Annotated in this window: 15 protein-coding genes; 9 read left to right on the top strand and 6 right to left on the bottom strand. The window is 65.6% G+C overall.

Annotated elements, in window-relative coordinates:
• Positions 1-138: DUF892 family protein (locus AC1DJN_RS16055; protein WP_478039466.1), on the bottom strand; the 138-nt coding region annotated here is incomplete at its 3' end.
• 147 nt (positions 139-285) lie between these two features.
• On the bottom strand, positions 286-555 hold the full coding sequence (locus AC1DJN_RS16050; RefSeq protein ID WP_025874499.1) for a hypothetical protein: 270 nt from the start codon (positions 553-555) through the stop codon (positions 286-288).
• A 175-nt stretch (positions 556-730) separates the two neighbouring features.
• On the opposite strand from AC1DJN_RS16050, the gene AC1DJN_RS16045 reads away from it, so the two are divergent.
• Together AC1DJN_RS16045 and AC1DJN_RS16040 are read left to right on the top strand one after the other, a co-directional pair.
• Complete coding sequence (locus AC1DJN_RS16045) at positions 731-1201, top strand: BLUF domain-containing protein (protein WP_032974704.1); 471 nt, start codon at positions 731-733, stop codon at positions 1199-1201.
• Positions 1198-1644 carry a hypothetical protein gene (locus tag AC1DJN_RS16040; RefSeq protein WP_442251090.1) on the top strand — a complete coding sequence of 149 codons (447 nt, stop codon included), beginning with the start codon at positions 1198-1200 and terminating at the stop codon, positions 1642-1644. The genes AC1DJN_RS16045 and AC1DJN_RS16040 overlap by 4 nt, the downstream gene beginning before the upstream one ends.
• Before the next feature lie 53 nt (positions 1645-1697).
• Here AC1DJN_RS16040 and AC1DJN_RS16035 read toward each other — a convergent pair whose 3' ends face one another.
• On the bottom strand, positions 1698-1934 hold the full coding sequence (locus tag AC1DJN_RS16035; RefSeq protein ID WP_059064236.1) for a hypothetical protein: 237 nt from the start codon (positions 1932-1934) through the stop codon (positions 1698-1700).
• A gap of 247 nt (positions 1935-2181) precedes the next feature.
• Between AC1DJN_RS16035 and AC1DJN_RS16030 the strand changes: the two genes are divergently transcribed.
• From AC1DJN_RS16030 to AC1DJN_RS16000, 7 genes are all read left to right on the top strand, one after another.
• Positions 2182-2715: a sugar dehydrogenase complex small subunit gene (locus tag AC1DJN_RS16030; protein ID WP_442251091.1), complete on the top strand. Its 534-nt coding sequence runs from the start codon at positions 2182-2184 to the stop codon at positions 2713-2715.
• A gap of 46 nt (positions 2716-2761) precedes the next feature.
• Entirely contained in the window at positions 2762-4402 is a 1641-nt protein-coding gene (locus AC1DJN_RS16025; RefSeq protein WP_032974706.1) for a GMC family oxidoreductase, read from the top strand.
• Entirely contained in the window at positions 4399-5796 is a 1398-nt protein-coding gene (locus AC1DJN_RS16020; protein ID WP_442251092.1) for a c-type cytochrome, read from the top strand. The genes AC1DJN_RS16025 and AC1DJN_RS16020 overlap by 4 nt, the downstream gene beginning before the upstream one ends.
• On the top strand, positions 5793-7064 hold the full coding sequence (locus AC1DJN_RS16015; protein WP_442251093.1) for a carbohydrate porin: 1272 nt from the start codon (positions 5793-5795) through the stop codon (positions 7062-7064). The genes AC1DJN_RS16020 and AC1DJN_RS16015 overlap by 4 nt, the downstream gene beginning before the upstream one ends.
• Before the next feature lie 124 nt (positions 7065-7188).
• Entirely contained in the window at positions 7189-8763 is a 1575-nt protein-coding gene (locus AC1DJN_RS16010) for a CocE/NonD family hydrolase (protein WP_478039464.1), read from the top strand.
• Between the two features lie 80 nt (positions 8764-8843).
• Positions 8844-9203 (top strand): hypothetical protein, encoded by a 360-nt coding sequence (locus AC1DJN_RS16005; RefSeq protein ID WP_313113570.1) that lies wholly within the window; start codon positions 8844-8846, stop codon positions 9201-9203.
• 235 nt (positions 9204-9438) lie between these two features.
• Complete coding sequence (locus AC1DJN_RS16000) at positions 9439-9597, top strand: hypothetical protein (protein WP_154231483.1); 159 nt, start codon at positions 9439-9441, stop codon at positions 9595-9597.
• Positions 9598-9663: 66 nt separating this feature from the next.
• On the opposite strand, the gene AC1DJN_RS15995 is transcribed toward AC1DJN_RS16000, so the two are convergent.
• The 3 genes from AC1DJN_RS15995 to AC1DJN_RS15985 form a co-directional block, all read right to left on the bottom strand.
• Positions 9664-10686, bottom strand: a complete 1023-nt coding sequence (locus AC1DJN_RS15995) for an NADP-dependent oxidoreductase (protein WP_442251095.1) — start codon at positions 10684-10686, stop codon at positions 9664-9666.
• 52 nt (positions 10687-10738) lie between these two features.
• Positions 10739-11527 (bottom strand): SDR family NAD(P)-dependent oxidoreductase, encoded by a 789-nt coding sequence (locus AC1DJN_RS15990; protein WP_442251096.1) that lies wholly within the window; start codon positions 11525-11527, stop codon positions 10739-10741.
• A gap of 46 nt (positions 11528-11573) precedes the next feature.
• A partial coding sequence (locus AC1DJN_RS15985; protein ID WP_478039462.1) for an alkene reductase occupies positions 11574-12518 on the bottom strand: 945 nt, incomplete at its 5' end.

Here is a 12518-nt window from a genome sequence, read left to right as displayed (position 1 = left end):
GGTCTCGAACGCGGCGGCAAGTGCGGGGTTCTCTGCGGCCCGGGCGAGGCGCGGCAGGGCCTTGGTCAGCTGCTTCTCYGCACTGTAGATGTCGGACAGTTCGTGGATGAAAAGGTCTTCAGCGGTCTTGATGGCCATGGTGCGCTCCAGCAGGGAAGGAGCGACGAGGCTATCCCGGCCGGTGTTGGGGTGCGGGGTAGATGCAGTGAACGGCGGATGCGCATCGAGCGCGCAGATGCATGCATTCCCCTCACGCCGGGCACTGGGCGCGCGTCGGAACCAAGCTCAGCGTGGGTCGGCCGCTGCTGCAGAGTGGCCGGTTGCCGCCAGGTGTTCGCCGTCCACCAGGCGCGCATTGCTGACGGCCTGGTGAGAGCCGCACCTTCCGCAGGTCAGCAGCGTGCCCCCTGTCATCCGCTTGAGCTCCGCGTCGGCGCGGGACACGTGGTGGCACTGGTTGCAGCGGAAGGCGATAGCGGTGACCTGATCGATGCAGCCTCGTGCATCGGTCGCGTAGTCCACTGAAAAGACGTAGAAGAGTCCGGTGTCAGGCATGAAGTCGATCTCGCGGGCGGACCTGTTTCATGCCATGGGGCAGCAGTGCATGGCGTGAATCCTTTTCGGGTTCGTTTTCACATTTCACTGAATTGTTCTGTTTCAGGCTGCGCCTGCTGCGCTGCCTCAACCGGCCTTCTGCTACGGTTGGGAGCCCACTGCAGGGAGGTCGAACGTGCCCATCAGAGCCGTTGTATATACCAGCGAGGCAGCAGCGGATATTGCTGCCAGCCGGCTGGGCCAGACCGGGGGCAGGCTGTGCGGAATCGTGGATGACGCAGCACGTTTCAACCGTGATGCCGGCGTCACGGGCGTACTGCTGTTCGATGGCGCGCGCTTTGTGCAATACATGGAAGGCCCGGACGATGGCCTGCAGGTGGCATATTCCCGGGTGCTGGGTGCCAGCAGCCACAGCGGCCTGATCGAACTGCAGCGCGGCAGGGTGGGGCAGAGACGCCTGCCTTTCTGGCCCATGCGTTGGCTGCCGGTGGAACCGACGGAGCTGAGGCGGGTGGCCGGTGCGGACTGGACCGGTTTCGTCCAGCGCGAAGGCACCGCTGCCCCCAACACTACTGCCACGGGCATGGAGCTGCTGCGCGCCCTGGTTGAACCCTATGCCGCCGCACCCAGTACGGAGTCGCCATGACACAAACCACTTTCCACAGCGGACACCACCGCCGGCTGGACGTTCTTGCCGGAGTGTGGGAGACCACCCTCATCGCGCTGCAACCCGACGGCAGCACGGGCGGGGTGTCGTTCGCATCGGACGTTTACACGTGGATGCCCAATGGTCACTTCCTGGTGCATGAGGTCGACGCGATGATGGACGGGCAGCGTGTGCGCTCCACGGAAATCATCGGCGTCGATGTTGAATCCGGTGGTTTCTTCAGCCGCAGCTACGACGCTGATGGTGGCACCAGCGATTTCACTTCACGACTTGATGGCGGCAGGTACACCATCCAGGGCCAGTCCCAGCGGTTCGACGGCGTGATCAGCAGCGACCGGCAGTTGCTGACCGGGGAATGGGAGCATCGGGTCGGCGATGACTGGATACCGTTCGTCCGCATCGTGCTTGAACGGGTCGAGTAGATTCGCTTGTTCCGCGGGCGCCCCCGGATCGGGGGCTTCGCGGCTGGCTGCCCCTAGCGCTTGGGCGGGGGCGGCGCGGCTTCTTTCCCGCGTTCGGCCTCCGGCCCCGAGGCCTGGTCTTCGGAGGCGGCGGTGCCGCTGCCGCCGCCGGGCACGTTGCGCGCCGGCGCGCTGGCCGCTGGCGGGGTTTGCCGAACCGCATCGGCATGTTGTGCCTTATCGGTCGGTTCGCCTTGGTTGCAAGCCGACAATGCCATCGTCGCCACGGCACACAGCAGCAGTACCCGCATGGCCACTCTCCAGAGTAGGAAACCTCTTGTTTCTAGCGTTGAGCGCGTTGTGCGGGCGTGACGGGGGCGGCAGCGCACCGGCTGAAATCTGCCTCTGCTGGTGCCGGGAAGAAGGGTGCTTCGCCGCGCTTCGGCTCTTCCTGCTCACTCCGCGACGACGTTCAGGTGCGTTAAAGTTGCCCGCGTAGGTGCCCCCCGCGTCGCGGTCAGGGGCAGCCGAAGAAGTGACGCATCAGGAGTCCACATCATGAGTGTTCCCGAGGGATTGGAAGGGAGTGGGCAAGGCCTGACGCGCAGAACCTTCCTGCTGGCCGTTGGCTCCGCTTCGCTGCTGGTTGCCTGCAACGGCAAGGCGCCAGCAACCCATGCCGGTGCCACGCCAGCGAAACGGACGGACGGCCGCTTTCTGCAACTCTCCCAGGCACTGACCGGCAAGTCCGACCTTGATCCGGCAACCGCCGGGCGCATCGAAACCGCCTTCGCCAAGCTGCATCCCGACATGCACGCCCAGTTCCCCGCACTCGCGGCGAAGGCGCAACAGGTGCAGGGCCCTGAAGCGCTGCTGGCGGCCGCTGGCGATGCACGGCCGACAGCGCTGGCCATCATCACTGCCTGGTACACCGGCAGCGTAGGCAAGGGGCCGCAGGCCATCACCGTTTCCTATCGCGATGCGCTGATGCAGCGCCCGGTGGACGACGGCCTGTTCCCGCCCACCTATGCACAAGGCGGTCCCGCATGGTGGACGGCCGAACCGCCGGCGGCGGTACGCGCGCACGGCTGAGCCTGCGCTTCCAGCTCTTTTCCCGTAATTGTTATGGATTCCCCTCATGAAAGCTCCGGTTTTCCGTGATGGCGACGCCGATGCCGATGTTGTGATCGTCGGTTCGGGCGTCGTCGGCGCATTGATCGCCCACCAGTTGGTTCGTGCCGGAAAATCGGTTCTTGTGCTGGAGGCGGGCCCCCGCCTGCATCGTTCCGACGTGGTCGAGAACTGGCGCAACGTCAGCTTCGAACGGCGCATCGGCAGTGATTTCCAGGGGCCGTATCCACAGTCACCGCTTGCCACCGCGCCGCTGTACTTCCCGGCCAATGACTACGTGGGCCTGACCGGCCCCGACGCCAGCAGCTTCCATCAGGGCTTCATCAAGGCCGTGGGTGGCACCACCTGGCACTGGGCCGCCTCGTGCTGGCGCCACCTGCCGGTGGACTTCAGGATGCAGAGTACCTACGGGGTGGGGCGCGACTGGCCGATCAGCTACGACGACATCGAGCCTTATTACTGCCGCGCCGAGGAGGCGATGGGCGTCTCCGGGCCGAATGATCCGGACAAGCAGAGCCCCTCCGAGCGATCCAGGCCCTACCTCGCCGACATGATTCCCTGGGGCAACGGTGACAAGGTGTTCGCCGAGGTGGTCAATCCGCACGGCTACAACCTGGTGCCCATTCCGCAGGGTCGCATGGTCACGCCCTGGAACGACCGGCCCGCCTGCTGCGGCAACAACAACTGCCAGCCGATCTGCCCGATCGGCGCGATGTACAACGGCATCCATACCATCGAAGCGGCCGAGAAACTGGGTGCGCAGGTGCTGGCCGAAGCAGTGGCCTACAAGATCGATACCGACGCGCAGAACCGGGTCACGGCCATCCATTGGTATGACAACAACAAGGTCAGCCACAAGGCCACCGGCCGTAGTTTCGTGATTGCGTGCAATGCACTGGAGACGCCGCGTCTGCTGCTGCTCGCCGCCAATGAGCAGAACCCGAACGGCATCGCCAACAGTTCCGACCAGGTCGGGCGCAACATGCTCGACCATTCCGGTTTCCACTGCTCGTTCATTGCCGACAGGCCGATCTGGCTGGGCCGTGGACCGGCGCAGTCCAGCTGCATGGTTGGCCCGCGCGACGGCGCCTTCCGCTCGCAGTACTCGGCCACCAAGATCATCCTCAACAACATCAGCCGGGTGGCGATCGCCACCGACCAGGCGCTGAAGAAAGGCCTGGTCGGCGACGCGCTGGATGCGGAGATCCGCCGCCGTGCGGTCTTCGGCGTGGATCTGTCGATCAGCCTGGAACCCTTGCCGGATCCCAGCAATCGCCTGACGCTGTCCAAGACGCGAGTGGATGGCCACGGCCTGGCCTGCCCGGATATCCACTACTCGCTGGGCGACTACGCCCGCAAGGGCTATGACGAGTCCTGCAAGCAGTTGCGTCACATCGGCTCGCTGTTCAACGCCGAGGAATTCGTCATCACCACGGCGCTCAACGCCAACAACCACATCATGGGCTCGACCATCATGGGCGCGGATCCGCGCGATTCGGTGGTCGATGGCGATTGCCGCGCACACGATCATCCCAACCTGTGGCTCCCGGGCGGCGGCCCGATGGTGTCGGCCAGCGTGGTCAACAGCACCTTGACCATGGCCGCGCTTGCGCTGAAGGCAGCAGATGCCATCGAGCGTGCCGCATGAAGACCTTCTGCTCGCTTCTGCTGATGATGCTGGCTGCAGCCAGCCAATCCGCGCGCGCAGACGAGGTTGCCGAACGTGGGCGCTACCTCTCGGTCGCTGCGGACTGCGTGGCATGCCACACCAGCCCCAAGCAGGGCAAGCCCTACGCAGGCGGCTACGCGATTGCCTCGCCGCTGGGTGAGATATGGGCAAGCAACATCACGCCCTCCAGAAGCCATGGCATCGGCCTCTACAGCGAAGACGATTTCGCCAAGGCGGTACGCGAAGGCGTGCGCAAGGACGGCGCCCATCTGTATCCGGCGATGCCCTATACCTCATATGCCAAGCTGACCGACGAGGACATCCACGCGCTGTATACCTACTTCATGAAGGAGGTGGTGCCGGTCGATGAGGAAGCTCACGCGACCGAGCTGCCGTTCCCCTTCAGCATCCGCCAGTCCATGGCGGTGTGGAACCTGCTGTTCCTGGACAAGGAAACGTTCACCCCCGATGCGGGCAGGAGCGCGCAGTGGAATCGCGGCGCCTATCTGGTGGAGGGTCTGGCGCACTGCTCCAGCTGCCACAGTCCGCGCGGGCTGATGATGCAGGAGGTGGACGGCAAGGCCTTCGCCGGCGGATCGCTGGGTGACTGGTACGCCCCCAACATCACCTCCCACCCCACCAGCGGTATCGGGGCTTGGAGCGATGCCGAGCTGGCGCAGTACCTGAAGACCGGCCGCGTCGCCGGTAAGGCGCAGGCCGGCGGTGGCATGGCCGAAGCGGTGAGCAACAGCCTGTCCAAGCTGCAGGACGAGGACATTGCCGCCATCGTCGCCTACCTGCGCACGGTGCCGGCCGTGGCCGACCCTGATGCCACGCGGGCCGCCTTCGCGTGGGGAGACGCCGCCATGGCGCCGGGTGAGCAGCCGGTACGTGGAACGAGTGCTGCATTGGCCTCGGGCGGTGTGCTGTATTCGGGCCTGTGTGCAAGCTGCCACGGTTCGCGTGGCGAGGGCAGCAGGGACCGGTACTACCCCTCCCTGGTGCACAACACTACCGTCGGCATGACCCGCCCGCAGAACCTGATCGCCACCATCATCGGCGGCGTTGACCGCGATGTGCACGGCGAACACGCGTTGATGCCGCACTTCTCGAAAGGCTCGTTCGTACAGGACCTGAGTGACGCCGATATCGCAGCGGTTGCGACCTACGTGCGCACGCAGTTCGGGCCGGGCGAGCAGGTCACCGAGGCGCAGGTTGCGCTGACCCGTGCCGGCGGCGAGAAGCCACTTCTGGCGAAGATTGCACGCTTGTGGCTGCCGATGCTCATCCTTGCCGTGCTGGCGTTGGTAGGCATCGTGCTGCTGGTGCGACGCGCCTGGAAGACCCGAAAGGCGCGGAGGGCGGCCGCATGAATTTCGTATCCTTGACCGGCATCGGGCTGCTTGCCTTCGTCGTCAACGGGTCGGTGTCGGCTGCTGAATCAAGTGCCTCCGCCAAGCCCAAATCGGTCGACAGCGTCGCGCAGACACCGCTGAGCGCGGATTGGGCAGCGCGCCTCTGGCTGCAGGACCACGGCGTTACCCCCAGCGCACGCATCGTGATCGGCAGCGGCGTCAACAGCGATGGGTACAAGGGCAGTGGCTGGTCCACCGCCGAGCACATCGATCTGGGCGCGATGATCGACACCGGCAAGGCATTCGGCTTCGACGGCACGCTGCGCGTGGTGTTTTCCGATCGCTTCGGCAACGCCATCAACGAGCGGTCCACCGGTTCCTATATCCAGAACCAGGCCTTCTATGGCCAGGGCCAGAACCTGCGTTTCAACGAACTCTCCTACGAGCGTTTGCTGCTGGGCAAGCGGTTGAGCCTGAAGGGTGGCTTCTACTCGATGGGCAACGACTTCGGTGGCTTGCCTTACACCTGCAACTTCAACAACAACGGCCAGTGCGGGCATCCGCTGGGCCCGATCTACAGTTCTGGCTGGCTGGACAATCCGACAGGCCAATGGGGTCTGCGGGTAAAGTGGAATGATCCTTCAGGCTGGTACGCACAGACCGGCATCTACGACGTCAACCCGACGCGCAAGCAGGCCAACAGTGGCTTCCGTGTTTCGACGAAGGGAAAGACCGGCCTGTTCCTGCCGGTCGAGCTGGGCTACAGCCATGGCAAGTCCGGAGAGGACTATGGCGGTACCTACAAGGTCGGCTATTACCTGGATACCTCCAACGCCGATGACATTGGTGACCCGACGGCACCTCGCGCTTCGCATCGCAGCGGTTCGTACGTGCAGGCCGCACAACGGGTGTGGAAGCCCGAGGGTGACACGGTGCGCGGCATTTCGGTGTTCGGCGTGGCTACCCGTGCCGACGCAAAAACAGGGCTCATGCGCTACTCGTGGGAAGCGGGCGTGAGCTGGCGTGGCGTGATCGCATCGCGCGAAGATGATGTGCTCAGCCTGGCCTGGAACCGGCTGGACATCTCCGACCGGCTCGCCCGCCATCAGCAGCTGACCGGAAAGGATGTGCAGAGCAACGAGCAGTTCGTCGAGCTGAACTACGGCGTGCAGGTCGCCCCGTGGCTGGTGCTGCGGCCGGCGGTGCAGTACGTGGCACGGCCCGGCGCCTATGCCAGCCGACCCGACAGCTGGGTGTTCACCCTGCAGGCGCAGGCAACGCTGTAGGCGCATCAGGGCCCGCAGCATGGGGTGCCGAACGTGCGCCCCATGCTGCAACGCAAGGTGTAAGCCACCATTCGCACTGGTACGGTCCTGCCCGTTGCACCAACAACGACGGGGAGAGACGACGATGCGCAAGGTATTGCTGCTGTTGATCCTGCTGACCGGACTGGCGCCCACCGCCTGGGCTGCCACGGTCAAGACCACCCACCGCACCCTTCCCAGCTGGGACGGCACGCCCCTCGGGGTCTTTGTCATCGAACCCCAGGACGCAGGTGGCGGCAAGTACCCGCTGCTGGTGATGCCCAGCAGCTGGGCCGTTCCCAGCGTGGAATACGTAGGGGTGGCACAGTCGCTGGCCAAGCGCGGCTATGTGGTCCTCAGCTACAGCTCGCGCGGCTTCTGGGAGTCAGGCGGGGCCATCGATATCGCCGGGCCGGCCACGGTCGAGGATGTCAGCGCATTGATCGACTGGGCGCTGGACAACACCCAGGCCGACCCGGCGCGGATCGGCGTCTCGGGCATCTCCTACGGCGCAGGCACCAGCCTGCTGGCGGCGGCACGCGATCCCCGCATCAAGGCGGTGGCCGCCCTCAGCGGATGGGCCGACCTGCGGGCGTCGCTGTACGCCAACGACACCCCCAGCGCACAGGGAATCGCGCTGCTGGTGGCCGCCGGCCTGGTCACCGGCCGACCCGGGGCAGAGCTGGCCACGATCAACCGCAACGTGGTGGTCGGCAACTACCAGGGTGCAGTGGAATCGCTGCTGCCCGTGGCCGCCATCCGCAGCCCCGCTGCGAGCATCAGCGAGATCAACGCCAACCAGCCGGCCGTGTTCCTGGCCAACGCCTTCAACGACAGCCTGTTCCCGCCGGGTCAGCTGGTGGACTTCTTCAACCAGCTGAAAGGCCCCAAGCAGCTGCAACTGCGCCACGGCGACCATGCCCTCAACGAGGCCTTGGGCGCACTGGGCATTCCCAACGAGGTCTAYGACTCGGYGGGTGACTGGTTCGACCATTACCTCAAGGGCGTKGCCAAYGGCATCGACCGCGARCCGGCGGTGCAGYTGAAGTCRCAGAAGGGCAGCTGGAGCAGCTACCCGAACTGGCAGGCGACCAACAGTGGTGCGGTCAGCTACGCGTTGACTRCACCCGGCGGCCTGCTTCTGCCCACCGGGGGGCTGGTTGAAAACGGGCGCAGCAATGGCTGGAACTACCGCATCGGCAGTGGCCTGGCAACCGCCGCCAATTCCGGTGTGGCGATGGTGTCCGGCTCGCTGCAGATGATCAACCTTCCGCCGGGGGCGTACGTGCCTTTCATCGGGCGCAACGCCGCAGGTGTCTGGCAGGGGCCGGTGTACTGGAACGCACGCCGCCTCGACGGCGCGCCGGAAGTACGGGTGACCGTTACCCCCAGCCGCGCCAACACCACGCTGTATGCCTATCTGTACGCGGAAGATGTGCTGGGCAATGGCCAGCTGATCAGCCACAAGCCCTACACCCTGCGAGGCGTTGCGCCCGGCCAGGCGACCACCCTCGATCTGCGCCTGGAAGCGAGCAGCTGGAACATTCCGGCGGGCAGCCGGCTGACGCTGGTGGTCGATACGGTGGACCTGCGCTATGCAGGCATCAGCCAGTTGGGCGGGGCGGTGACCTTCAGTTCGCCCGCGTCCGCACCATCTGTGCTGAAGGTGCCGTTGCATTGAGTTGCAAGCGGGCGCCCGTCGTTGCGGGCGCCTGCTTGCGTTGGTTGCGCTGTTCGCATTCATGACGCATGGAGTATTCGATGGGGCCGGAAACGCTGATCGGCACAGCGGCAGCCGCCATCGCGCTGGTGGTAGTGCTGGCCCTGCTCAACAAGAAGCGACAGCCACCTTCGCGGATCTTCAAGTGCGGTCGCTGCGGCAGCGCCGCTCACCACAATGATCGCACCAGCAACGCCTGGCGCAATGGCAAGACCCGGTTCTTCTGCCAGGCCTGCCATCGCCAGTGGCTGCAGTCACAGCCGCCGTCCGAGCGGAGAAGCGGCGACGCTCGGAGCGATTTCACATCCACCACCAGCAACAGCAACGGCGGCTGCCTTGGCGTGCTCGCGCTGCTCGCCGTGTTGCCACTGGGCGGATGGCTGGCCTGGGCCTGTATCTGAAACTACGTGTTGTGCCGTCCTGCAGCGTGCGGGCCCTCCTGCCATCCACGTAGTACGGGCTGGCAGGCCCAGAGGCGGGTAAGGGCGCGATCGGTGCTGCCCGGATACAGGCGTCGGGCAGAGGAGGATATGGGTCCTGATGGTACGGGCCAGTGTTGGCAGATGGAGATGGACTTGCAGCCTCGAGCACCTGACCATGGCGCTGCAAACACCCCCCCCGCAACCTGGCACCTCGATGAAGACTCTGGCTTTGATCGCACTTTCTCTTTCCATCTGCATCAGCCTTGCCGGATGCATCGCCCCGTTCCGCGTCAAGGCGCGTGAATATGCGGCCGCCGGCACGACCGCGCCCAAAACGCCGGCTCCGTCGATTCCTGCAGCGCCACCGCGGTGACGGCGCGGAGCAGCAATGGGCGAGGGCTTCGGTGCTGTTGAAAGCAGCGGGCCCGATGCTGCCTCCTCAGGGCTGCACGTGCTGTGTGTGCACCATCTGCACCACCACCTTGCCCTTGGCGCGGCCGCCGTCCATGTAGGCCAATGCTCTGCCGGTTTCCTCGAAGGGAAAGACCGTGTCCACCACCGGGCGCAGGGCGCCTGACTCGACCAGTGCCGTGACCTGTTCCAGCTGTTGCCCATCAGCACGCATGAACACGAAGCTGTACCGGATGTTCCTGCGCGCGGCCTTGCGGCGGATGCGAAGGCTCAACAGGCGCAGCACCTGCCGAAGCGGCCAGGCCAATCCTCTTGCCGCACCGAATGCCGGCGTGGGTGGCCCGGAAATGGAAATAAGGTGACCGCCGGGCTTGAGGATGCCGAGGGATCGATCGAGTTCGTCGCTGCCGAGGCTGTTGAGGACCACGTCGTAGTCACGCAGCACGGCAGCAAAGTCCTGCTGCCGGTAATCGATGACGACGTCCGCACCCAGTGCCTTCACCCAAGCAACGTTGGCCGTGCTGGTGGTGGTGGCGACGAAGGCGCCCAGGTGCTTGGCAAGCTGGATCGCAATCGTGCCGACGCCACCGGAGCCGGCCTGGATGAAGACCCGCTGTCCCTTCTTCAGTGCTGCGGTTTCGACCAGCACCTGCCAGGCGGTCAGTGCCACCAGTGGCAGGGCGGCCGCCTCGACCATGCCAAGGTTCTTCGGTATTGGTGCTACCGACGAGGCCTTGACCGCGATGTACTCGGCAAATCCGCCGATGCGATCATCGTCCGGGCGGGCATACACCTGGTCGCCCGGCTTGAACCGGCCTGCGCGATCGCCGACCCGCACCACCGTCCCGGCCACATCGTTGCCCAGGATCAACGGAAAGCGATAGGGAAGGATCTGTTTTAACTCGCCGTGCCTGATCTTGCTGTCCAGTGCATTCACGCCTGCGGCATGAACCCGGATCAGGACATCCTCGTCGCCCACATGCGGCTCGGGCGCGTCGGCGATTCGGCCGACGTCCTTGCTGCTGTAGCGGTCAATGATGAAGGCTTTCATGGCGGGCGGTTCCTGCAGTGATGGGGCCGGGTGGATGCAACGGAGGCCGGCCTCAGGCGCCGGTGCGGTAGCGCTCTGCGGCGTGCGCCTGGCGGATGTCGCCGAGCAGGGCCTGACGTGCGCCATCCAGCGTGTCCCAGCGTTCGGCCACGTGCAGCGGCGGAATGGTCACCGTTTCGCGACGATCGAAGCCGACCAGCGCTGCATCGACCAGTTCGCCAACGTCCATCACTTCAGCAAGCGTGGTGATGTCGATACCGGCGCGTTCCCAGATCTCGGTGCGCGTGGCAGCGGGCAGCACCGCCTGCACATGGACGCCCTTCGGGGCCAGTTCCTGGCTCAGGCCCTGCGACAGGAACAGCACATACGCCTTGCTCGCGCCGTACACGGACATGCCGAACTCCGGTGCAAGGCCAACCACCGATCCGATGTTGACGATCGCGCCGTTGCCGGCACCGACCAGCCGCGGCGCAATAGCGACGGCCAGGCGCGTGAGCGCGGTGGTGTTCAGGGTGACCAGGCGTTCGATGGCGTCGGCCGACTGTGCGAGGAAGTCGCCGGACTGGGCGATACCGGCATTGTTGATGAGGATGCCGATGCGCGCATCGTCGCGCAGCCGTGCCTCGACCGTGGCCAGCGCGTCAGCCTGGGTGAGATCGGCCGGCAGTATGTCCACCGCCACGCCGGTCTCTTGGCGCAGTCGCGCGGCGAGTGTTTCCAGTCGGGCGCTGTCACGCGCGACCAGGACGAGGTCATGCCCGCGCCGCGCGAAGCGGTCGGCATAGGTGGCACCGATGCCGCTGGAAGCGCCGGTGATGAGGACGGAAGGGAGGACGGACATGATGGGCTTCTCTGGACGGGGGACGTGTCGGATGCGGGCGGCCGCGTTACTGCGCGTGCGCTTCAGCCAGGGTGGGGTAGTCGGTGTAGCCTTCGGCGCCACCGCCATACAGCGTGGCCGGGTTCAGTGCCGCCAGCGCTGCGCCGCGCTTGAGGCGCTCGACCAGATCGGGGTTGCTGATGAACGGGCGACCGAAGGCGACCAGATCGGCCTGGCCTTCGGATACACGGGCGCTGGCCAGCTGCAGGTCGTAGCCGTTGTTGGCCAGGTAGGTGCCGTTGAAGCGACGGCGCAGCCCATCGAAGTCGAACGGTGCCACATCGCGCGGGCCACCCGTGGCGCCCTCGACCACATGCAGGTAGACAATGCCCAGTGCGCTGAGTTGATCGACGATGTAGTCGTACTGGGGCTGCGGATCGCTGACGGTGGAAATGGCATTGGYCGGCGACACCGGCGAAATGCGCACGCCGGTGCGGTCAGCGCCGATTTCGCGCGCCACCGCAGCGGTCACCTCAAGCAGGAGGCGGGCACGGTTCTCGACCGAGCCGCCATACGCGTCGGTGCGCTGGTTGGCCCCGTCCTTGATGAACTGTTCGAGCAGGTAGCCGTTGGCGCCGTGGATCTCCACGCCGTCAAAACCCGCTGCGATGGCGTTGGCAGCGGCTTGGCGGAAATCGTCGACGATGGCGGGCAGCTCGTCGATGTCCAGGGCGCGCGGCTCGGACACATCGACGAAACCATTGTTGACGAAGGTCTTGGTCTGCGCGCGGAGGGCCGAGGCGGAAACCGGCGCCGCGTTGCCGGGTTGCAGGTCGACGTGCGAGATGCGGCCGACGTGCCACAGCTGCACGAAGATGTGCCCGCCGCGTGCGTGCACCGCATCGGTGACGGTGCGCCAGCCGTCGATCTGGTCCTGCGTGTACAGCCCCGGGGTGTCCTGGTAGCCCTGCGCCTGCGCCGAGACCTGGGTGGCTTCGGTGATGATCAGGCC

The sequence above is a fragment of the Stenotrophomonas sp. 05L414_2 genome (genome assembly GCF_056397905.1).
The sequence above is the reverse complement of the archived record's forward strand: the minus strand, read 5'-3'. Positions and strand labels throughout refer to the sequence as shown.

What these genes read in the sequence shown, in the direction of transcription:
- AC1DJN_RS16050 (WP_025874499.1), bottom strand. Translation starts at nt 555, where the DNA reads ATGCCTGACACCGGACTCTTCTACGTCTTTTCAGTGGACTACGCGACC.
- AC1DJN_RS16040 (WP_442251090.1), top strand. Translation starts at nt 1,198, where the DNA reads ATGACACAAACCACTTTCCACAGCGGACACCACCGCCGGCTGGACGTT.
- AC1DJN_RS16035 (WP_059064236.1), bottom strand. Translation starts at nt 1,934, where the DNA reads ATGCGGGTACTGCTGCTGTGTGCCGTGGCGACGATGGCATTGTCGGCT.
- AC1DJN_RS16030 (WP_442251091.1), top strand. Translation starts at nt 2,182, where the DNA reads ATGAGTGTTCCCGAGGGATTGGAAGGGAGTGGGCAAGGCCTGACGCGC.
- AC1DJN_RS16025 (WP_032974706.1), top strand. Translation starts at nt 2,762, where the DNA reads ATGAAAGCTCCGGTTTTCCGTGATGGCGACGCCGATGCCGATGTTGTG.
- AC1DJN_RS16020 (WP_442251092.1), top strand. Translation starts at nt 4,399, where the DNA reads ATGAAGACCTTCTGCTCGCTTCTGCTGATGATGCTGGCTGCAGCCAGC.
- AC1DJN_RS16015 (WP_442251093.1), top strand. Translation starts at nt 5,793, where the DNA reads ATGAATTTCGTATCCTTGACCGGCATCGGGCTGCTTGCCTTCGTCGTC.
- AC1DJN_RS16005 (WP_313113570.1), top strand. Translation starts at nt 8,844, where the DNA reads ATGGGGCCGGAAACGCTGATCGGCACAGCGGCAGCCGCCATCGCGCTG.
- AC1DJN_RS16000 (WP_154231483.1), top strand. Translation starts at nt 9,439, where the DNA reads ATGAAGACTCTGGCTTTGATCGCACTTTCTCTTTCCATCTGCATCAGC.
- AC1DJN_RS15995 (WP_442251095.1), bottom strand. Translation starts at nt 10,686, where the DNA reads ATGAAAGCCTTCATCATTGACCGCTACAGCAGCAAGGACGTCGGCCGA.
- AC1DJN_RS15990 (WP_442251096.1), bottom strand. Translation starts at nt 11,527, where the DNA reads ATGTCCGTCCTCCCTTCCGTCCTCATCACCGGCGCTTCCAGCGGCATC.